Origin of the sequence: Aeromonas allosaccharophila (genome assembly GCF_000819685.1) — a bacterium.
GTDB lineage: Bacteria > Pseudomonadota > Gammaproteobacteria > Enterobacterales > Aeromonadaceae > Aeromonas > Aeromonas allosaccharophila.
Genome location: NZ_CDBR01000083.1, coordinates 263 through 20,796, shown reverse-complemented (window position 1 = coordinate 20,796; position 20,534 = coordinate 263). Strand labels below are relative to the sequence as shown.

General features: G+C 54.8%; 17 protein-coding genes and 6 tRNA genes. 18 read left to right on the top strand and 5 right to left on the bottom strand.

Annotated elements, in window-relative coordinates; all coding sequences use genetic code 11:
- Positions 1 to 58: 58 nt before the first annotated feature.
- From BN1115_RS14450 to BN1115_RS14435, 4 genes are all read left to right on the top strand, one after another.
- Positions 59 to 460 carry a CidA/LrgA family protein gene (locus BN1115_RS14450; protein ID WP_042657711.1) on the top strand — a complete coding sequence of 134 codons (402 nt, stop codon included), beginning with the start codon at positions 59 to 61 and terminating at the stop codon, positions 458 to 460.
- Positions 453 to 1,142: an LrgB family protein gene (locus BN1115_RS14445; protein ID WP_042058778.1), complete on the top strand. Its 690-nt coding sequence runs from the start codon at positions 453 to 455 to the stop codon at positions 1,140 to 1,142. Before BN1115_RS14450 ends, BN1115_RS14445 begins: the two co-directional genes overlap by 8 nt.
- 74 nt (positions 1,143 to 1,216) lie before the next feature.
- Positions 1,217 to 2,116, top strand: a complete 900-nt coding sequence (locus BN1115_RS14440; protein ID WP_042657700.1) for a hypothetical protein — start codon at positions 1,217 to 1,219, stop codon at positions 2,114 to 2,116.
- A gap of 279 nt (positions 2,117 to 2,395) precedes the next feature.
- Complete coding sequence (locus BN1115_RS14435; RefSeq protein WP_042657699.1) at positions 2,396 to 3,259, top strand: patatin-like phospholipase family protein; 864 nt, start codon at positions 2,396 to 2,398, stop codon at positions 3,257 to 3,259.
- 90 nt (positions 3,260 to 3,349) lie between these two features.
- Here BN1115_RS14435 and mutS read toward each other — a convergent pair whose 3' ends face one another.
- Positions 3,350 to 5,926: a DNA mismatch repair protein MutS gene (gene mutS, locus BN1115_RS14430; RefSeq protein WP_042657698.1), complete on the bottom strand. Its 2,577-nt coding sequence runs from the start codon at positions 5,924 to 5,926 to the stop codon at positions 3,350 to 3,352.
- 190 nt (positions 5,927 to 6,116) lie between these two features.
- On the opposite strand from mutS, the gene BN1115_RS14425 reads away from it, so the two are divergent.
- Positions 6,117 to 7,415 (top strand): tyrosine-type recombinase/integrase, encoded by a 1,299-nt coding sequence (locus BN1115_RS14425; protein WP_042657697.1) that lies wholly within the window; start codon positions 6,117 to 6,119, stop codon positions 7,413 to 7,415.
- A gap of 173 nt (positions 7,416 to 7,588) precedes the next feature.
- On the opposite strand, the gene BN1115_RS14420 is transcribed toward BN1115_RS14425, so the two are convergent.
- The 3 genes from BN1115_RS14420 to BN1115_RS21785 are packed head-to-tail and all read right to left on the bottom strand — an operon-like array spanning position 7,589 to position 9,822.
- Entirely contained in the window at positions 7,589 to 8,803 is a 1,215-nt protein-coding gene (locus BN1115_RS14420) for an IS256 family transposase (RefSeq protein ID WP_042657696.1), read from the bottom strand.
- Positions 8,804 to 8,854: 51 nt separating this feature from the next.
- The gene (locus BN1115_RS22315; RefSeq protein WP_128821709.1) at positions 8,855 to 9,637 is read right to left on the bottom strand and encodes a hypothetical protein; all 783 of its coding nucleotides are present in this window, start codon (positions 9,635 to 9,637) and stop codon (positions 8,855 to 8,857) included.
- Between the two features lie 14 nt (positions 9,638 to 9,651).
- Positions 9,652 to 9,822: a helix-turn-helix transcriptional regulator gene (locus tag BN1115_RS21785; protein WP_244152283.1), complete on the bottom strand. Its 171-nt coding sequence runs from the start codon at positions 9,820 to 9,822 to the stop codon at positions 9,652 to 9,654.
- 422 nt (positions 9,823 to 10,244) lie between these two features.
- Between BN1115_RS21785 and BN1115_RS14415 the strand changes: the two genes are divergently transcribed.
- Complete coding sequence (locus BN1115_RS14415) at positions 10,245 to 10,850, top strand: hypothetical protein (RefSeq protein WP_042657695.1); 606 nt, start codon at positions 10,245 to 10,247, stop codon at positions 10,848 to 10,850.
- A 323-nt stretch (positions 10,851 to 11,173) separates the two neighbouring features.
- Here the strand turns inward: BN1115_RS14415 and BN1115_RS14410 are convergent, their stop codons facing one another.
- Positions 11,174 to 12,076, bottom strand: a complete 903-nt coding sequence (locus BN1115_RS14410; protein WP_425248054.1) for a flagellin N-terminal helical domain-containing protein — start codon at positions 12,074 to 12,076, stop codon at positions 11,174 to 11,176.
- A 778-nt stretch (positions 12,077 to 12,854) separates the two neighbouring features.
- On the opposite strand from BN1115_RS14410, the gene pncC reads away from it, so the two are divergent.
- The 12 genes from pncC to BN1115_RS14350 all read left to right on the top strand — a co-directional run bounded on the left by pncC (position 12,855) and on the right by BN1115_RS14350 (position 20,533).
- Positions 12,855 to 13,346, top strand: a complete 492-nt coding sequence (gene pncC / locus BN1115_RS14405; RefSeq protein WP_042657693.1) for a nicotinamide-nucleotide amidase — start codon at positions 12,855 to 12,857, stop codon at positions 13,344 to 13,346.
- Positions 13,347 to 13,426: 80 nt separating this feature from the next.
- Positions 13,427 to 14,488, top strand: a complete 1,062-nt coding sequence (gene recA, locus BN1115_RS14400; RefSeq protein ID WP_042058789.1) for a recombinase RecA — start codon at positions 13,427 to 13,429, stop codon at positions 14,486 to 14,488.
- A gap of 38 nt (positions 14,489 to 14,526) precedes the next feature.
- Entirely contained in the window at positions 14,527 to 15,030 is a 504-nt protein-coding gene (locus BN1115_RS14395; protein WP_042657692.1) for a regulatory protein RecX, read from the top strand.
- 455 nt (positions 15,031 to 15,485) lie between these two features.
- On the top strand, positions 15,486 to 18,110 hold the full coding sequence (gene alaS, locus BN1115_RS14390) for an alanine--tRNA ligase (RefSeq protein WP_042657691.1): 2,625 nt from the start codon (positions 15,486 to 15,488) through the stop codon (positions 18,108 to 18,110).
- A 16-nt stretch (positions 18,111 to 18,126) separates the two neighbouring features.
- A complete protein-coding gene (locus tag BN1115_RS14385; protein ID WP_042657690.1) occupies positions 18,127 to 19,365 on the top strand; it encodes an aspartate kinase in 1,239 nt (412 codons plus the stop codon).
- Between the two features lie 103 nt (positions 19,366 to 19,468).
- Entirely contained in the window at positions 19,469 to 19,657 is a 189-nt protein-coding gene (gene csrA / locus BN1115_RS14380; RefSeq protein WP_005336053.1) for a carbon storage regulator CsrA, read from the top strand.
- A 214-nt stretch (positions 19,658 to 19,871) separates the two neighbouring features.
- Positions 19,872 to 19,964, top strand: a tRNA-Ser gene (locus BN1115_RS14375).
- Positions 19,965 to 19,967: 3 nt separating this feature from the next.
- Positions 19,968 to 20,044 (top strand) — tRNA-Arg (locus BN1115_RS14370).
- Between the two features lie 100 nt (positions 20,045 to 20,144).
- Positions 20,145 to 20,221 (top strand) — tRNA-Arg (locus BN1115_RS14365).
- 25 nt (positions 20,222 to 20,246) lie between these two features.
- Positions 20,247 to 20,323, top strand: a tRNA-Arg gene (locus BN1115_RS14360).
- 28 nt (positions 20,324 to 20,351) lie between these two features.
- Positions 20,352 to 20,428: transfer RNA gene (locus BN1115_RS14355), tRNA-Arg, on the top strand.
- Between the two features lie 28 nt (positions 20,429 to 20,456).
- A tRNA-Arg gene (locus tag BN1115_RS14350) sits at positions 20,457 to 20,533 on the top strand.
- Position 20,534 lies beyond the last annotated feature (1 nt).

Genomic DNA, 20,534 nt, shown 5'->3' with positions numbered 1-20,534 from the left:
TTCTGGCAGGTTTTGCTCAACTCTATACTGTGAGCCGGTTCACAGAAAGACGATGATCATGAAAGCCCTCTGCTTGCGCTGGTTACAGACTCCCTTCCAGATTGTGTTGCTGGCAGCCATCTGGCTGCTGGCCGATATCGCGGTGCGCACCCTCCATCTGCCGCTGCCCGCCAACCTCACCGGCATGTTGCTGCTGCTGGCCTGCATCCTGCTTGGGGTGGTCAAGGCGCAGTGGTTTGAGGCCGGTGCTCGCTGGCTGCTGGCGGAGATGCTGCTGTTCTTCGTCCCCGCCGTGGTGGCGGTGGTCAACTATCAGGATCTGTTGCTGGAGGAGGGGTGGCGCATCATGGTGGTGCTGCTGGTGAGTACCACCCTGGTGCTCGGCACTACCGCGCTGGTGGTTGACAGGGTTTACCGCCTCGAACTGAAACTGGCCCGCCGGAGTCGCCGTCATGTCTGATACCCTGCTCGGGCTGCTCTGCTTCGCCCTGACCCTGATCTTCTACTACGCCAGCAAATGGCTCTATGGCAAAAAGCGTATCCTGCCGCTGATGCCGCTGCTGCTGGCACCGACCCTGCTGGTGGCGGTGGTGCTGCTGTTCCACATCCCCTATCAGGATTACATGGCCGAGTCCCACTGGCTGCTCTGGCTGCTGGGCCCCGCCACCGTTGCCTTCGCCGTGCCGGTCTACGAGAACCGCCAGCTCATTCGCCGCCACTGGCTGTCGCTGTCAGTGGGGGTGTTCGCTTCCGTCATCATGGCGGTGGGCAGTACCGTGCTGCTGGCCCGCTGGCTGGATCTCTCCGACATGCTGCAACGCAGTCTGGCGATGCGCTCCATCACCACTCCCTTTGCGGTAGAGGCGACCCGCGCCATCGGCGGTCAGAGCGATCTCACCGCGCTGTTTGTGGTGCTGACCGGAGTGATTGGTATGGCGGTGGGGGAGAGCGTGCTCACCGTGCTGGCCATTCGCAGCCGCCTCGGCAAGGGGGCGGGCTTTGGTGCCTCGGCCCACGGTGCCGGTACTGCCAAGGCCTATCAGATGGGCAACGAGGAAGGGGTGGTCTCCAGCATGGTGATGATGATCGCTGGCATGGTGACCGTGCTGCTGGCGCCCCTGCTGGGCCAGATGTTCTGGTAGGCCTAGTTTCCCTTTAGAAGGCGGCTCGTCCCGGCGCTACACTCTAGGGAGCGTGTATTCCCGGGATGAGCAGTATGACCTTTCATCGCCTCGCTTTCTTCTTGCTGCTGTGCAGCCTTTCCCTCCTTGCCGCACCCCTGCGGGCGAGCGATGTCTTTACCCATATCAGCCCCGAAAGCGAGCGGGATCAGCGCACTCTCTATTTTCGCGATCTGTTGCAGCTGGCGCTGGAGAAGACCCGCGACAGCTTCGGTGACTACGAGCTGCGGGCCGCGCCGCCGATGAATCGGGTGAGGATGCGGCAGGTCGTGCAAACCCGGCAATATCCCAACCTGTTTGTGGCTGACAGTCAGCGCCCGGCCGCCGAGAGTGGCGAGCTGGATTACGTCCGTTTTCCGGTGGAGCTGGGCATCCTCGGTTATCGCATCTGCTTTGTCAGCCCGCAGCAGGCCGATGTGGTGGCAAGGGTCAATACCCTGGCCCAGTTGCAACAGTTTCTGCACGGGCAGGGCCGTGGCTGGCAGGATGCGGAGATCCTGCGTCATGGGGGATTCAAGGTGCAGGAGATCGACAGTTACGAGCGGCTGTTCAAGCTGGTGGCACGTGGTCGCATCGATCTGTTCTGCCGCGGGGCCAACGAGCTTTTTATCGAGCAGGAGCAGCACAGTGATCTGCCCGACCTCATCGTGGATCGGCGGGTGGCACTGAACTACCCCTTCCTCCACCTCTTCTACACCCACAGGGATAATCAGGCAGCCATCCGACGCATCTCGGTCGGGTTAAAGCTGGCGTGGCAGGATGGCTCGCTGCAACAGCTCTGGCTGCGTCACTTCAAGCCCTCCCTCGATCAGGCGCAGCTCTCCAAGCGCCTGCTGTTCGAGTTGGCCAATCCGCGCCTTGATAAGGTGGACTTTGACTATCGGGCGTACCACTACAACCCCGTCAACGGGACGTTCGGGCCCGGGCTGCCTTGATCCTGATGGTTCCGTTACCGGATAAAGGGCAGTATCTGCTGATGTGTTTAAACATGCCAAATTGGCATGTTTTTTATTATTTAAATTCATTTTTTGAAGGTTGCTGTGCTGCATATACTGGGGGTCGCTTCACGGTTTCACGTTTGCATCTATCCGGCTGTTGCCTTGCCGATGCGGGCCTGAACCGTCCTGCTGCGGCGTCTTGATGTTCTGCATGAAGGCGTCCATCACTGGGCCGGGATCGATCCCGGCAGGTATTACAGCTGACGGAGCCTTGTTATGTTTAATCCCCACCCTCGCGCCCTGATTGTCGAAGGGGGCGCCATGCGCGGCATCTTCGCCAGCGGTGTGCTCGATGCCTTCGTGGAAAGCCACCACTACCCGTTCGATTTCGTCATGGGCGTCTCGGCCGGTGCCACCAATCTGGTCTCTTATCTGAGCGAGCAGCCGCGCCGCAGTCATCACATCATCACCGAGCTGGCTTGTAGCAGCGACTTTCTCGACCCGTTGCGTTTCGTCAAGGGGGGCGATCTGGTGGATGTCAGCTGGCTCTGGCGCACCAGTCGCTACCGCTTTCCCCTCGACCTCGATACCTTCTCCGCCTGCCGCATCCCCTTCTATGCGGTCACCACCGAGGTGGCGACCGGCGCGGCTGTCTACCTGCCGGTGTGCCCCGACAATATGGACGAAGTGCTGACCGCCACCTGCGCCCTACCGGTGGTGCAGCACGAGACCCCCTGTGTCGATGGCCGCCCCATGGCGGATGGCGGGATCAGCGACTCGATCCCGGTGATCGAGGCTTATCGGCGCGGGGCGCGGCGGATGACGGTGGTGCTCTCCGAACCGCGCGGGTATCGCAAGAAGCCGGCCCGCTTCTGCTGGATGGTCAAAGCCTTGCTGAAGACCCAGCCCGCGCTGGCACAGGCGATGCTGGCACGGGATGTGGCCTACAACCGGGCTCTCGATTTTATCGCCAATCCCCCTGCCGACTGCGAGATTGAGGTGATCGCGCCACCGGCCGATTTTCCGGTCTCCCGCTTTACCCGCGATGCGTTCAAGCTGGAGTCCGGCTATCTGCAGGGCTACTGGCAGGGGCGCCAGAGCCTGCTGCGGGCCCGCAGTGAGGCGCGAGCTGTGGCCTGAACGGCTGATGGGTGCTGAGCATCACGTGCTGAACATAAAAAAGGGGAACCTCGCGGTTCCCCTTTCGCATGCTGGCGCGGCGGCAGCTGCTTACAGCATCTGCTTGAGGCGATAGAGCAGATCGAGCGCCTGGCGGGGGGTCAGCTCGTCCGGGCGCACCGCTGCCAGCTCTTCCACCACCGGATGGGGTTGCGGGGCGAGAGTCACCGGAGCCGGGCGAGATTCACCGGCGGCCACCGGAGTGGCGCTCTCCAGCTCGTGCAGTTTGTGGCGGGCCTGCAGGATCACCGATTTCGGTACCCCCGCCAGCGCCGCTACCTGCAGGCCGTAGGAGCGGCTGGCCGCGCCTTCCTGTACCGCGTGCATAAAGGCGATGGTGTCGCCGTGCTCCACCGCATCGAGGTGGACGTTGGCCAGCCCTTCCATCAGCTCCGGCAGACGGGTCAGCTCGAAGTAGTGGGTGGCGAACAGGGTGTAAGCGCCAATCTTGCTCGCCAGCTGCTCGGCGCAGGCCCACGCCAGCGAGAGGCCATCGTAGGTGCTGGTGCCGCGGCCAATCTCGTCCATCAGCACCAGACTGCGGGCGGTGGCGTTGTTGAGGATATTGGCGGTCTCGGTCATCTCCACCATAAAGGTGGAGCGGCCGGAGGCGAGATCGTCCGATGCCCCGATGCGGGTGAAGATGCGGTCGATGGGGCCGATGCGGGCGCTGTCGGCGGGCACGAAGGCACCGATATGGGCCAGCAACACGATCAGCGCAGTCTGGCGCATATAGGTGGATTTACCGCCCATGTTGGGGCCGGTGATGATCAGCATCCGCCGTTCCCGCTCCAGCCGGATCGGGTTGGCGATAAAGGGATCGCTCATCACCTGCTCCACCACCGGATGGCGGCCCGCTTCGATGATGATCTGATCCTCATCGATGAGGGTCGGGCAGCGATAGTCGAGAGTCTCGGCACGTTCGGCCAGGTTGGCCAGCACGTCCAGCTCCGCCAGCGCGGCGGCGGACTCCTGCAGATCGCCGAGGTGGGGCAGCAGGGCATCGAGCAGCTCTTCGTAGAGTCGCTTCTCCAGCGCCAGCGCCTGAGCCTGTGCTGTGAGCACCTTGTCCTCGTACTTCTTCAGCTCATCGATGATGTAGCGTTCGTTGTTCTTGAGGGTCTGACGGCGGATGTAGTGGGCGGGCACCAGATGGCTGTTGGCCCGGCTCACCTCGATATAGAAGCCGTGCACCTTGTTGTAACCCACCTTGAGGGTGTTGATACCGGTCAGCAGCTTCTCCCGCTCCTCGATGCGGGCGAGGCTGGCGGTGGCGCCGTTGGCCAGATCCCGCAGCTCGTCCAGCTCCTGATTGAAGCCGTCACGGATGACGCCGCCATCGCGGATCAGTACCGGCGGCACCTCCATCACCGCCCGCTCCAGCAGGTCGAGCAGCTCGGGGAAGGTGCTGGCGCGCTCGGCCAGTTGCTGCACCGCCTCGTGTTCGTTATCCGCCAGCAGGCGCTGCAATTCGGGCAACTGGGCGAAGGCCTGCCGCAGCCGGGTGAGGTCGCGCGGACGGGCCGAGCGCAGGGCGAGACGGGCCAGCACCCGCTCCACATCGCCTACCTGACGCAACAGGTTGCCCAACTCGTCATAGAGGTTCTGCTCGATGAGCTCCTGGATGGTGCTCTGGCGGCCTTTGAGGATCACCCGATCGCGGATCGGCTGGTGGATCCAGCGCTTGAGCAGGCGGCTGCCCATGGGGGTGGCGGTGCGATCCAGCACCTCGGCCAGGGTATTTTCATAGCCACCGGCTAGATTCTGGGTCAGCTCCAGATTGCGGCGGGTGGCGGCATCCATGATGACGGCGTGATCGGGCTGCTCGAGGCGCACGCTGCGAATGTGGGGCAGGGCGGTACGCTGGGTGTCCTTGACGTACTGCATCAGGCAACCGGCGGCGCACAGGGCTGTCTCGCTCTGGTCGACGCCAAAGCCCACCAGATCCTGGGTGCCGAACTGTTGGCACAAGAGCTTGCGGGCGGTGCCCAGCTCAAACTCCCACTCGGGGCGACGGCGCAGGCCACGGCGACCTTCGATGTGGTGCAGGAACTCGAACGATTCGGGATAGAGCAGCTCGGCCGGATTGGTGCGTTGCAGCTCCGCGAGTAGCGTCTCTTCCTTGTCGAACTGGTTGATGAAGAAGCGGCCGGAGCCGATGTCCATGGTGCCATAACCGAAGCGGCGGCCATCGTGGTAGACGGCGGCGATCAGGTTGTCCTGTCGCTCGCTGAGCAGCGCCTCGTCGGAGACGGTGCCCGGGGTGATGATGCGGATCACCTTGCGCTCCACCGGCCCCTTGCTGGTGGCGGGATCTCCCACCTGTTCGCAGATGGCGGCGGACTCGCCGAGCTGCACCAGCTTGGCCAGATAGCCTTCGATGGCGTGATAGGGCACCCCCGCCATCGGGATAGGGCTGCCCGCCGACTGGCCGCGCTTGGTCAGGGAGATATCGAGCAGCTGGGAGGCCTTGCGGGCATCGTCATAGAACAGCTCGTAGAAGTCGCCCATCCGGTAGAACAGCAGGATCTCCGGGTTCTCGGCTTTGAGGCCAAGGTACTGCTGCATCATAGGGGTGTGAGACGATAGGTTCCCTATGATTTTAATTGAATTTTCTTCTGTATTCATATGTTTTTAAAAGACTTTTTGTTTGTTGTGTGTGTCTCGTCATGTCAGTTTATGTCATCACATGTCAGAGCTTCTTACTTAGAAGCGTAGTTTTTGGCGTATCTTTTTTAGCGTATAATCTAGGTGTTACAGAAAAAGATACGTTTGTGAGTGACGTGACGGCTAAAGATCAATTCATAGAGGTGCATTTATGAAGGGTAACAAACCGCTGACTACCAAAGCAATTGAGGCAATGAAGCCTGGGGATGCAGAGAAGTCTGATACTGGGGAGTCTCGCGGCTTAAGGGTTAGATGTGGTAAAAGTGGTAAAAAGACATTTTTCTACAGATTCAATAGCTTGGATGATCCTAGGAAGCAAAAGAATGCACCTATAGGTGCCTTCCCTTCCCTAACACTGTCAGAAGCTAGGGTCAGGCTGGCTGAATTAAAGTTATTAAGAGCCCAAGGGATCTGTCCAGCAACATTCGTTCGTGAACAAAAGACCAAAGAACGCTCTCTAAGAAGAAATGAGACACAGGTAAAGCCCGCAGACACGTTTACTGTTGGTGATATGGTTGAGCTCTACCTTTCAGGGAGAATTGAGGATCGGTATACCGCATCAGGCGAAGTTATTGCTGGTGCAAGGAAAAAGAAAGGGCAGTTGGAAGTAAGGAGAATGTTGTACCGTGACGTTGTTGAAGTCTTGGGTGATTTTCCTGTTGAATCAGTTAATAGTAAAGACATTGTGAAGTTAATTCACGGGATAATTGACCGTGGTGCTAGTGTTCAGGCTGGTGCTGTTTTAAGAGAACTATGTTCCAGTTATGATTATGCTATTGGGGTTGGTAAGTTAAATGATGATTTCGTAAACCCAGCATTCTTGGCCAAGAGAGTTATAAAATTTGCAAATGTGAAAATCACCTCAAAGAAACGCTCTAGAGTCTTGGATGATAATGAACTTAAGAGGTTTTTAGAATGGCTACCAAGTTCGGGTTTTACTGACACCCAAAAAAGTATTCTTAGAATGACCCTGTGGACGGGATGCAGGACTGGAGAGCTATGTCAGGCATTTTGGGAAGATATCGACTTAAATAATAATGTTTTTCATATTAAAGACTCTAAAAATGGTACGTCACGTGATGTGCAGTTGTGCAGCCAAGCGGTGGCATACTTAAAGGTGTTAAGGTTAAACAATAATCTTTGTGTTTTTCCTTCATTATTAACCAAAAAGCCCATTTTACAAAAAGCGCTAAGTGAAAAAGCTTGGAGATTAAGGTCTGAAGGACGAATGATCGATATTGCAGATTGGACGGCGCATGACCTAAGAAGGACAGTTAGAACGGGATTGGCAAAAATGGGGTGTCCATCTGAAATAGCTGAGGCTGTTTTGGGGCATGCGCCTAAAGGGATCGTTGGGACTTATAATCTTCATAGATATAACTCAGAATGTCGCGAGTGGCTCCAAAAATGGGCAAACCACTTAGATGAACTAATAGAAACTACAGGTTAAACAGGGAGGAGAACCTCCCTTTCCAACTCACCAGTGTTGTTAGTTAGTATCAATAGATATAGCTTAGTAGTAAGCCGACAGTACGAAGTATCATATAAGAATAGAGAGTCATAGTTAATTTCGAGGAATTTTATAAAGAGCCTGTAAATAATTCTGTGTAACTGCCCACTCCATTACAGGTGACCGTTCAGACGATCACCGAACTCGATAATAAAGCGATTCAGGGCAAGCTTCCAATTCTGGATTGGCATGGTCCATTTCTTTGAAGCCTGCTGTATCGCGAGGTACGCCACTTTTAGCGCCGAGTCGTCGGTCGGGAAGAGCTTCCTTTGCTTGGTCGCCTTGCGCAGCACGCTGTTCAGCGACTCGATAGCATTGGTGGTGTAGATCACCTTCCGGATGGCGGGGGGATACTCGAACAGTGTGATCAGATTATCCCAGTTGCCCTGCCAGGAGCGCGTTATCTGCGGGTACTGGCTATCCCAGCGCTCGCCGAAGGCCGCCAGCGCCTGCTGAGCCTCACGTTCCGTCGCAGACTGGTAGATCTGCTTCAGATCCGCCGTCACCGCCTTGTAGTCCTTCCAGGAGACATAGCGCAGCGAGTTGCGCACCATGTGGACGATACACAGTTGCACCTTGGTCTGGGGATACTCCACAGCAATCGCATCAGGGAAGCCCTTGAGACCGTCCACACACGCAATCAGGATGTCTTCCAAGCCGCGATTCTTCAGCTCGGTCAGGACCGACAGCCAGAACTTTGCCCCTTCGGTCTCGGCCAGCCACAGGCCCAGCAGCTCCTTGTGCCCCTCCATATTGATGCCCAGTGCCAGATAGAGCGACTTGTTGATCACCCTCTGGTTCGCGCGGATCTTCAGCACAATGCAGTCCAGATAAACGATGGGATAGAGCGGATCCAGCGGCCGGTTTTGCCATTCGTGGACCTGCTCGATGACACGTTCGGTCACCTTCGATACCAGCCCCGCCGAGATGTCGGCGTCATACATCTCTTTGAATGCGTCAACGATATCCCGCGTGCTCAAGCCCTTGGCGTAGAGGGCGAGGATCTGGTCGTCCATCTGGGTCAGGCGGGACTGGCCCTTGCGGACGAACTGAGGTTCGAAGGACGAGTTACGGTCACGAGGCGCCTGGATAGTGACCTCTCCGTGCTGCCCTTTTAGGCGTTTGGCGGAATAGCCATTGCGATTGTTGCCGGTCCCGCGGCCTTGTGGGGCGTGTTTCTCGTAGCCCAGATGTTCGTCCATCTCGGCATTGAGCGCGGTCTCGACGGTGAGCTTGATCAGCTGTTGGGTGAGGGTGCCGAGATCTTTTTCAGACTTGATGTCTTTGGCCAGCTCAGCGGCCAGTGCTTTGAGTTTGTCTTGGTCCATTTGCTTACCCACGAAGGTATCCTTTTGAAAAAGTTACTTATTCGTGGGCGGTTACACAATTGGATTTACAGGCTCTTTATAAAGGCCATTTTTATTCCTTCTTAACCAATAGCGAAACTCCAGATCTTGCATGGTTAATCCATCTATGAACACTAAGTATTCTATAAATAAATCATGTGGGATTCTCGTTTTATCTTTCATTACGTTTCGGTTGTTTTTCTTTGGTTTGTTCTGCCACATAAATTTATAAACGTAGTTACATAGCTTACTTAAGTTATATATTTTCTTTTTTAATAAAGGTCTTCCTTTAGCCTCCGTTCTGGCTGGTATATGCTTTCTATTGATTTTATTACGCATATGTTTAAATTTTGACTTTGAAATTTGTTCGCTGATAACATGAATATGAGGAATCCACATTCCCATTTCGTAATCATAATCTACCTCTACACAACCTACAGCACATGAGGTTATGTTAGAGTTCTTCAGATAGCATCGAAACTTATCCTTGACAAATTTAAAGTCTATATCGTATATCCTTTTGTCAGAGGACAGAATGGGATAGGGGATATAAGTTACAAACAACGTATTTGGAGAGTTAGCAAATAGCTCTACTATGCTTCTGGTATATTCTTTTCTATCAATTGATATGCATATAGGGCACGCTAGGCTGCAACAGCGCTCTTCAGGGGAGCAATCTAGAAGCTTATGCATGAGTTGCTTTGCCTCAATACTATTAGAGCGCCGTAAGGCATTTATTCTAAACATAAGCTCTTTCCAACTTAATCTATGGCTAAGTTCGTCCCAATTCTCATTTAAATATCTGTCATTTCTCATGGCTATTCCTCTGTCTAAATATTGGTTTTAGGTAGTGACTGCATCCATTCGGAGATCTCGGAAGAAAGCCATCCTGTGGTTTTACTACTGAGTCTTCGGCCAGAGGGGAATGTGCCCGCTTTTATCTTCCGGTAAATAGTAGGGATGGATATGCCACATACTTGGCTAACCTCTTTGATTCGCATGATTTTGTCTGAGAGCATGAACCTTCTCCTTTGCAGAGTTCATGTCCCCTTTACAGATGGAGTCTCTTAGTGATTGTGATGCTCACAAAAAGCAGATTTTCTCTATCGCTAGAGTAGTAATTAGATATGGGTGGTAGAAGTAATTCACATATAATTCAAAGTCTTGTCGTGTTAGTTACCGTTTTTTGTTGATGTGAAGTTTTTTGTGATGTTCACAAATTAATGTGGAAGAGTGTTTTGATATGTACGTCACGGCAGATTACGAGTCTGGTTTGTGAGGCTCACAAATAACTGCCTATTACAAGGAGGATGTTTTTTGTGATGCTCACATCACTGTTGCTACATCTTCTTGGATCTCATCAGTCCCGTGAGGTAAGGTGGTACCTTTCTAGTTGTGCGCCTTTTCACATGGGGAATGGGGAATGAAAGGAATAAAATCGGAGGAAACTTTAGATGAGCTATTTGATGCGTTAGATGAGTCGTTTGATGATGATGTTTCTGTTATCGAATCCCCTGAATCAATAGACCGCTATGCTGCTACCTTGAGAAAGCAGAATTCAGTGAATAAGATTGTCGAATCTGGGATGAAGACAATAAAGCTGAATGTTGACTCCGCTCTTCATGAACACTTGAAAAATATCTATGAAAAGGCAGGTTTTGAATATATAGATAGAGGTGATGGAGGTAGTTTCAAGACAGCAGATCTATCTGCTGCATTATCATATTTCTTATGCGTTAATTCTGGCGATATATGTTTCGATGATTTATTCGGATACAAAGCTTATCTATATGGTATGTATTCAATAATACAGTACAGGAAAAAAAATATTGGAGATGGAAAAGAATCGATATGTGATTTTTTAAATAAAAATAAATATAAGTTCTTTAATAAGCTGGCATACAAAGATCGATATGGTGACGAATGGAGCAAAGATAACATCAAGATTTTCTATGAAAGTGAGGCGGTATCTAGTGTGATTTATTTTCTAGCAGAAAAGAAAAGGTTAAAGCTTCGCATGAAAAAGTAAGCTAATAAAATGCAACAGTATGTTGGCTGCCCATCTAAAGTGGCTATCGATAACATTTAGATTTGAATGGTATTGAAGTTGGTATAAAAATACTTTTTTGAAAAATGGGCTTAACACTAAGTTAGTGTAGATATGTTCATTTCTGGAGTTGAACTTTGCTTTTTACATATTATTTGACTTCAAAAAGTGAGCATAAGATCAACCTAGCTTAGTGAATAGTGTGATATTTTGGGAGAGAGTTGAAGTTCTCCGATTGCATACTTTCATAAAATTCTGCCACAAGAGCACGGCTATACGCTGACTGATGATGAACAGTTTAGTTGTTAACTTTGTAATAATGAGAGAGCTGACCTTGGGCGCTGGTTCGCCTGCGAGAGGATGCTCGACGCCGCTTGTTGTAGAATATTTTGCTTCGTTAGATTAGCGGTTTCCACTGCAAAATCAGCGTCTCTAATACGAGATCTAGCAGCATGAACGTTTTCCGACACATTTGCTTGATTACGAAGGACTGAATCGAAGCGATTTTGCACGGCTCCTAACTCTGCGCGCTTGCTGTCAACCACCTCAATATAATAATCAAGATTAGCCATAGCCAATAATGAAGCTGGTCTGGACTGTATACTGCCTACATATGCTGGAACCCCGGGCCCATTAACATGAGTGACTGTATAACTGTTATCGGCAGCATTGTACGCTATCGTGGCATGGCCAGTCGTCGCGAACGCCATTTGCGTTAGGGTAAATGAACTGTTGATGTCTATGGTGATGGTTTGGTTAGCATCAGCCCCCACCTGAAAAGAGCCTACGTAACCTCCATTTAACAAATGCTGGCCACCAAAAGTAGTGTCATTTGCCACTCTGTCAATTTCTGTTTTCAAGGAGTCATACTCTTTCTGCAGTGCGGCTCTATCATCAGCATTGTTGGCACCATTAAGAGACTGTTGCGCTAAAACACGCATACGCTGCAACATGGAACTCAGCTCCTCCATTGCACCTTCAGCTGTCTGCGCCACAGAAATACCATCGTTGGCGTTACGGTTCCCCTGAGCCAATCCATTAATCTGGGAGGTCAAACGGTTCGAGATCTGCAGACCAGCAGCATCATCTTTTGCACTGTTGATACGCTTGCCAGAAGCAAGCCGAGTGTAAGAGATATCTAACGACTTGATGATGTTGCTCTGATTACGTTGCGCATTTAATGATGAGCCATTGCTATTGATAAACATGAAAATAATTTACCCCCCCCCTAAGCATGTCTTTTAATTATCTGTATTTATGGCTTTTTACTTTCCATTTTGCTTTTCACCGTCAGGCTCTGTTCCGGGTAAAGCATTCGCCTTGTTACTTATTGTATCGGCCAAAGCGGAACTCTCTTTAGCGGAATAGCTTCAAGTGAACCATCACTCAGGAAGTTATGAGAGGCTCATGCCCACTCACTACAAGCAACTCGTCGAAAGTACTGGTATGCCACGGGCTGAAACAACAACTCCTGTTGCAGCGGTTGTAGAGGTATGCATACGAAGTTGTTGCTTGAGTGCTGTGGGTAAGGGAATCAGGAGAAGAAGAGCAATAGGTGGGTTAGCATGTCTTATAAGCGTACTAAAGAGCGTATTATTTTTTGTTTTTTATAAAAAAAGACATATTTTTCAATGGATAAATACTAATGCATCATGGGCGTGTGGGCGCTCAGATTGGTGCCGGGAGCGGAGCCTGTGGCGCCGCTGGCTTGGTGTTGTGCGGTCATGTTCTGTTCCAGAAGGGGCCTCTGCGGGCCAGTGTCTGCGGTGATGAGCCTTGAGCTTGATGGCGCCATTCTACACATAAGCGCCGCGACGGGGGAGCGGGTGTTCCGGGGGCGGCTGCTCGGCACTATTGAAGGCATGGCACCGGAGCAACCTCCCATTGCAACAGGCAAGGGCGGTTGCCGTGGCGGTCTGCCGTGGTTGCGGGCGGTGGTAGCGGGATCGCATAATGTGCCTCTTGAGCGGATCAGCAGGAGTCGTGATGAAACTGGATGCAGAGATAGAGCACCTTGCCATTGAGCTGGGACGTGCCCTCGGTCAGCGGGGCTGGCTGGCGGCGACCGCCGAATCCTGTACTGGCGGCGGGGTGGCCAGCGCCATCACCGACATTGCGGGCAGCTCCGGCTGGTTCGATCGCGGGTTTGTCACCTACACCAACGAGGCCAAGCAGCAGATGTTGGGGGTGAGCAGTGAGAGCCTTGAACAGCATGGCGCGGTGAGCGAAGCCGTGGTGCTGGAGATGGCCCGCGGCGCGCTGGCCCACTCGTCGGCCGCCATCAGCGTGGCCATCAGTGGCATCGCTGGCCCCGGTGGCGCCACCGAAGACAAGCCGGTCGGCACCGTCTGGTTTGCCTGGGCCGATCGCAACGGCCGTCACCACTCTCTGCTCGCCCGCTTCGACGGGGATCGTCGGCAGGTGCGCCAGCAGGCGGTGAGACAGGCCCTGTCGGGTCTGTTGGCCCTGCTCAGATAAATTGGGCTTGATACTGTATGAATAGACAGTATACTTAGCCCAACTTCACTTCTTACTCACGATTTCCAGCGGAGATTGGCATGGATCAGAACAAACAGAAGGCACTGGCGGCTGCGCTGGGTCAGATTGAAAAGCAGTTCGGCAAAGGTTCCATCATGCGTCTGGGCGACAGCAAGACCATGGATATCGAAGCCATCTCTACCGGCTCCCTCTCGCTGGACGTGGCGCTGGGCATCGGCGGTCTGCCGTGTGGCCGTATCGTCGAGATCTACGGCCCGGAATCTTCCGGTAAAACCACCCTCACCCTGCAGGTGATCGCGGAAGCCCAGAAGAAAGGCAAAACCTGTGCCTTCGTCGATGCGGAACACGCACTCGACCCTATCTATGCTGCCAAGCTGGGCGTCAACGTCGACGACCTGCTCATCTCCCAGCCGGATACCGGTGAGCAGGCGCTGGAAATTTGCGACATGCTGGTTCGCTCCAATGCCGTTGACGTCATCATCGTCGACTCCGTGGCGGCCCTGACCCCGAAAGCGGAAATCGAAGGCGAAATGGGTGACTCCCACGTCGGCCTGCAGGCCCGTCTGATGTCCCAGGCGCTGCGCAAGCTGACCGCCAACATCAAGAACGCCAACTGCCTGTGCATCTTCATTAACCAGATCCGGATGAAGATCGGCGTCATGTTCGGTAGCCCGGAGACCACCACTGGTGGTAACGCGCTCAAGTTCTACGCTTCTGTGCGTCTCGATATTCGTCGTATCGGCGCCATCAAGGAGGGCGACGAAGTGGTCGGTAACGAGACTCGCGTTAAAGTGGTCAAGAACAAGGTGGCCCCGCCCTTCAAACAGGCTGAATTCCAGATCTTCTACGGCGCCGGTATCTCCAAAGAGGGCGAGCTGGTGGACTTGGGCGTCAAGCACAAGCTGATCGACAAGGCCGGTGCCTGGTACAGCTACAACGGCGAGAAGATCGGTCAGGGCAAGGCCAACGTCATGAAGCTGTTCGCCGAGAACAAGGTGATGGCTGGCGAAATTGAAGCGCGCCTGCGCGAACTGCTGCTCTCCGGTGCCGTGCCGGCAGAGAAGCCGGTGGCAGCGGCCGCCGAAGAGTTTGAAGACGAAAGCGAACAAGAGTTCGAATAAGGTAAAGGAGGCCGGGTTGATACCCGGCCTTGTCATTTATGGTCGATGAATCTCTCCCCGAACCCGTTGAACTCTCCTTTGAAGAGCTGTTTGCCGCTGCCCGCGCCTTTGCCATGCGCAGTCTGGCCCGTCGCGAGAGCGCCGAGTCCGAGCTGGCCAACCGGTTGCGCCAGCAGGGTTTCAATGAAGAGGTGATCGAGGCGGTGGTCGACTACTGCCGCGGTTACAACTGGGTCAATGACGAACGTTACGGTGGCATGGCAGTGCGAGCCGGTGCAGCCAAGGGGCATGGCCCCATCAAGATCCGCTTCGATCTGCGCCGCAAGGGGCTCGATGATATGCAGATCGATGCCGCCTTCGATCAGCCGGAACTGGACTGGTTCGAACTGGCGTTTGCCCTGCTCGAACGGCGTGCCCGGGTGGCCGATCTGGCGGATTTCAAGCTGCGGATGAAGTGGCTCAAATATCTGCTGGGGCGCGGCTTTACCCAGGATCAGGCGCGTTATGCGATATCAACCCTGCAAGAGTCGGCCTCAGAGTAGCGGGGCCGGTGCCTTGTCGTGTGGTACAAGGTCATGAGACGAAGCCTTGCCTGCTCTGTTGTCAGACATATTGATCACGTGACTGACTTTCTGTTTCGGCCAGTGCCGATGGCCATACTGCCAGCAGCGGTGACAGCATTCCCGCGGCACTCTTTCCTATTCTATGCACCACGCGCTGATACCCCTTATCTCGCATTTACAGGATTTTTCCTGCCCATTCAGTGGCTTGAGGGACGGGGATGGCGAAAGGCCGGTTCTGCCGTGCCACATGGCTATTTTCCACTGCTTTTGGCCTGATCCCCGGCTCAAAAAGCCTCTGTTTGCCTCCCTTTTCTCTTCGTATCCGTTTATGCGCGCTTTTTCGCCCGTGACGGGCCTGTACGTTTTACTTTACCCCGCAGAAAACTTACATTAATGCGGTTAAAAGTCCGTATTCGAATCAAGCAGGATTTTCCATGTATATGTCCACGTCAGAGATACGCGCTGCGTTTCTCGAGTATTTCCGTTCCCAGGGACACCAGGTTGTCTCCTCCAGCTCGCTGGTACCGCATAACGACCCGACCCTGTTGTTTACCAACGCGGGTATGAACCAGTTCAAGGATGTGTTCCTTGGCGCAGAGAAGCGTGCCTACAACCGCGCCACCACGTCCCAGCGTTGTGTCCGTGCCGGTGGTAAACACAATGACCTGGAAAACGTCGGCTATACCGCCCGTCACCACACTTTCTTCGAAATGCTGGGCAACTTCAGCTTCGGCGACTACTTCAAGCATGACGCCATCAAGTTTGCCTGGGGTTTCCTGACCGAAGTGTTGCAGCTGCCGAAAGATCGCCTGCTGGTGACCGTCTACGCGACTGACGATGAAGCCTTCAATATCTGGGAGAAAGAGGTCGGTGTACCGGCCGATCGCATCGTGCGCATCGGTGACAACAAGGGTGCCCCTTACGCTTCCGACAACTTCTGGGCGATGGGTGATACCGGCCCGTGCGGTCCCTGCACCGAGATCTTCTATGACCACGGCGATCACATCTGGGGTGGCCGTCCCGGCTCGCCGGAAGAGGATGGCGACCGTTTCATCGAGATCTGGAACGTGGTGTTCATGCAGTTCAACCGTCAGGCTGACGGCACCATGGAACCGCTGCCCCGTCCGTCCGTGGATACCGGCATGGGTCTGGAGCGTATCTCCGCCATCATGCAGGGTGTCCACTCCAACTACGAAATCGACATCTTCCAGGCGCTGATCAAGAAAGCGGCCGAGATCGTCGGTACCACCGATCTGAGCAACCAGTCCCTGCGCGTCATCGCTGACCACATCCGCTCCTGCGCCTTCCTGGTGGCAGATGGCGTGATGCCGTCCAACGAAGGTCGCGGCTATGTGCTACGCCGCATTATCCGTCGCGCCGTGCGCCACGGTCGCAAGCTGGGAGCTACCGACGTCTTCTTCTACAAACTGGCTGCCGAGCTGGCGGTGCAGATGAAGGATGTGGGCGCCGAACTGAGCGCCCAGCTGCCGCTGGTCGAGCGCGTACTGCGCATCGAGGAAGAGCAGTTCGTCCGCACCCTGGATCGCGGTCTGCTGCTGCTGGAAGATGTGCTGGCCAACCTGGGCGACGCCAAAGTGGTGCCGGGTGAGGTGGTGTTCAAGCTCTATGACACTTACGGCTTCCCGGCCGACCTGACTGCTGACGTGGTGCGCGAGCGCGACATCGGCATCGATGAAGAGGGCTTCACCGTCGAGATGGAGAAGCAGCGTGCTCGTGCTAAAGAGGCCTCCAGCTTCGGCGTTAACTACAACGAGATGCTCAAGCTCGACTTCGAAACCCCGTTCACCGGTTACAAGAACCTGAGCGAGCGCACCCGTGTGCTCGGCATCTACAAGGGCACCGAAGAGGTGAATGGTCTGATCGCCGGTGACGAAGCCGTCATCGTGCTGGAGCAGACCCCCTTCTACGCCGAGTCTGGTGGTCAGGTGGGCGACAGCGGCACCCTGAAAGTGGACGACGGCATCTTTGCCGTGACCGACACCCAGAAGGCGGGCAAGGCGATCATCCACAAGGGTTACATGGAGCTGGGTACCCTGGAGAAGGGCGCCGAAGTGGAAGCCGTGGTCGATGGCGATCGCCGTCAGGCCATTGCCCTGAACCACTCGGTGACTCACCTGCTGCACGCCGCCCTGCGCCAGTCGCTGGGTGATCATGTGACCCAGAAAGGTTCTCTGGTGGGGGCCGAGCGCATGCGTTTCGACTTCTCCCACTTCGAGGGGTTGACCATGGCGACCATTCGTCGCATCGAGGAGCTGGTCAACGCCCAGATCCGTGCCAACCACGAAGTCAGCACTCAGGTGATGGATCTGGACGCCGCCAAGGCTGCCGGCGCCATGGCGCTGTTTGGTGAGAAATATGAAGACGACGTGCGTGTTGTGCGCATGGGCGACTACTCCACCGAGCTGTGTGGCGGTACTCACGCCAAGCGCACCGGTGACATCGGCTTCTTCAAGATCATCGCCGAGAGCGGTATCGCCGCCGGTGTGCGTCGTATCGAAGCGGTGACCGGTAAGGGCGCCATCGACTTCATGCACCAGCTGGCCGAGCAGTTTGAAGAGGCTGCCGCACTGGTGAAAGGCGATCAATTCTCCATCGGCAGCAAAGTGCGCCAGATCCTGGACAAGTCCAAGATGATGGAGCGCGAGCTGGAGCAGATCAAGGCCAAGCTGGCAGCCCAGGCAGGGAATAGCCTGCTGAGTCAGGTGATCGAAATCAACGGTCAGAAGGTGTTGATCGCAGCGCTGGAGGGAGTGGAACCAAAGGCTCTGCGGGGCATGCTGGATGCACTCAAGCAGCAGTTGAAATCTTGCGTTGTATTGCTGGCAACCTGTACTGATGGCAAGGTCAACCTGATTGCCGGTGTTACCAGTGATTTGACCGGCAAGGTCAAGGCCGGTGAGCTGGTCAATCTGGTGGCCCTGCAGGTGGGTGGCAAGGGCGGTGGCCGTCCGGACATGGCACAGGCGGGTGGTACCCAGCCTGAGGCGGTGCCGGCGGCGCTGCAATCCGTTCACTCCTGGCTTGAAGAGCGCCTGTAATAGGGCGAGGTGATCTGTGGCACTCTATGTACAGAAGTACGGCGGCACCTCGGTCGGCACACTGGAGCGGATCGAGGCGGTAGCTGAGCGGGTCGAGCAGACCCGCGCCCAGGGACACGATGTGGTGGTGGTGGTCTCCGCCATGTCGGGCGAGACCAACCGGTTGCTGGGCATGGCCCAGCAGCTGGATCCTGATGCCAACCGGCGCGAGATGGATGTGCTGGTCTCCACCGGTGAGCAGGTCACCATAGCGCTGCTGGCGATCGCGTTGAACAAACGCGGTTGTCCTGCGGTCTCAATGACCGGTGATCAGGTGCGGATTCATACCGATTCCGCCTACGGCAAGGCGCGCATCACCCACATCGACACCGAGCTGGTTCAGGCTGAACTGGCTGCGGGCAAGGTGGTGGTGATCGCCGGTTTCCAGGGCCGTGACGAGCATAACGCCATCACGACCCTGGGCCGCGGCGGTTCGGATACCACGGCGGTTGCCGTGGCGGCGGCCATCAAGGCCGATGAGTGCCAGATCTTTACCGATGTGGATGGGGTATACACCACGGATCCGCGCATCGAGCCCAAGGCGCGTCGTCTCGACACCATCACCTTCGAGGAGATGCTGGAGATGGCTAGTCTCGGTGCCAAGGTGTTGCAGATCCGCTCGGTGGAGTTTGCGGGCAAGTACCGCGTCCCGCTGCGGGTGCTGTCGAGCTTTATCGATGGAGAGGGAACCTTAATCACATATGGAGGTGATAGGATGGAAGCTCCCCTGGTATCCGGGATCGCTTTTAACCGCAACGAGGCCAGCCTGACCATTCTGGGCGTGCCGGACAGACCAACCGTTGCCGCGCAGATCCTGAATCCGATCAGCGACGCCAACATTGATGTCGACATGATTGTGCAGAACACCCTGGGAGATGGCACCGCCGATTTCACCTTCACGGTGAATCGTGACGACTATCGCCGTGCCCGGGCACTGCTGGAGGAGACCGCCACTGCGCTGGGCGCCTCCTGCGTGCAGGGAAATGGCGAGATTGCCAAGGTTTCCATTGTCGGTGTCGGCATGTGGAACCATCCCGGTGTTGCGCGCACCATGTTCAAGGTATTGGGCGAGGAGGGGATCAACATGCAGTTGATCTCGACCTCTGAAATCAAAATCTCTGTGGTCATTGACGAGAAGTATCTGGAGCTGGCAGTGCGCGCCCTGCACGCGGCTTTCGGTTTGGATCAGGCACCGCAGGAGCAGCCCTTGGGCTAACAATCTCTGATTGATTTAGTTTCAACCATTTACCATATCGGTATCTTTGTAAGATAATGTCGCATATCGATATAAAAACAAAACAGGATACAGGAGCAAGCGAATGCTTATTTTGACTCGTCGTGTTGGGGAAACCCTGATGATTGGTGATGAAGTGACTGTCACCGTACTGGGCGTTAAAGGCAACCAGGTCCGTATCGGTGTGAACGCACCGAAAGAGGTCTCCGTGCACCGCGAAGAGATCTACCAGCGCATCCAGGCCGAGAAAGTACCGGGCCAACCGGGCTTCTAAGCTGCGTTCATGGCTGTGACAAGGCGACACCCTATGTGTCGCCTTTTGTTTTTCTGGCCCCCGAAAAATCGCCCTGCAAGGTGCGAAACTGCGGGATAAGTGCCGATATTGTTTGAATATTCCACGCTTTGACCAAATGCTGAGCGAACGCGCTTTTTTCTCCAAAAAAGTGTTTGACTAAAAATCCCTGTGAAGTATTATCAGCCCCGCAAACGGAGAGGTGGCCGAGAGGCTGAAGGCGCTCCCCTGCTAAGGGAGTATGCGGCTTATACCCGCATCGGGGGTTCGAATCCCCCCTTCTCCGCCATTTGCGCCCGTAGCTCAGCTGGATAGAGTACCTGGCTACGAACCAGGTGGTCAGAGGTTCGAATCCTCTCGGGCGCACCATATTACGACTCAAGCAAGAGTCATGTGTTGACCATTAGCAAGTCGACACTTTGGAAAAGGCTTACTGATAAGTAAGCTTTTTTTATCGTTTTAAAACAGGGCGCCCGTAGCTCAGCTGGATAGAGTACCTGGCTACGAACCAGGTGGTCAGAGGTTCGAATCCTCTCGGGCGCACCATTTAAAACGACTCAACGATTTATGAGCGCCCGTAGCTCAGCTGGATAGAGTACCTGGCTACGAACCAGGTGGTCAGAGGTTCGAATCCTCTCGGGCGCACCATTTTTCAAGCAGTACCAAAAGTTTGTGAGCGCCCGTAGCTCAGCTGGATAGAGTACCTGGCTACGAACCAGGTGGTCAGAGGTTCGAATCCTCTCGGGCGCACCATATTTCAAGCAGTATAAAAAGTTTATGAGCGCCCGTAGCTCAGCTGGATAGAGTACCTGGCTACGAACCAGGTGGTCAGAGGTTCGAATCCTCTCGGGCGCACCAT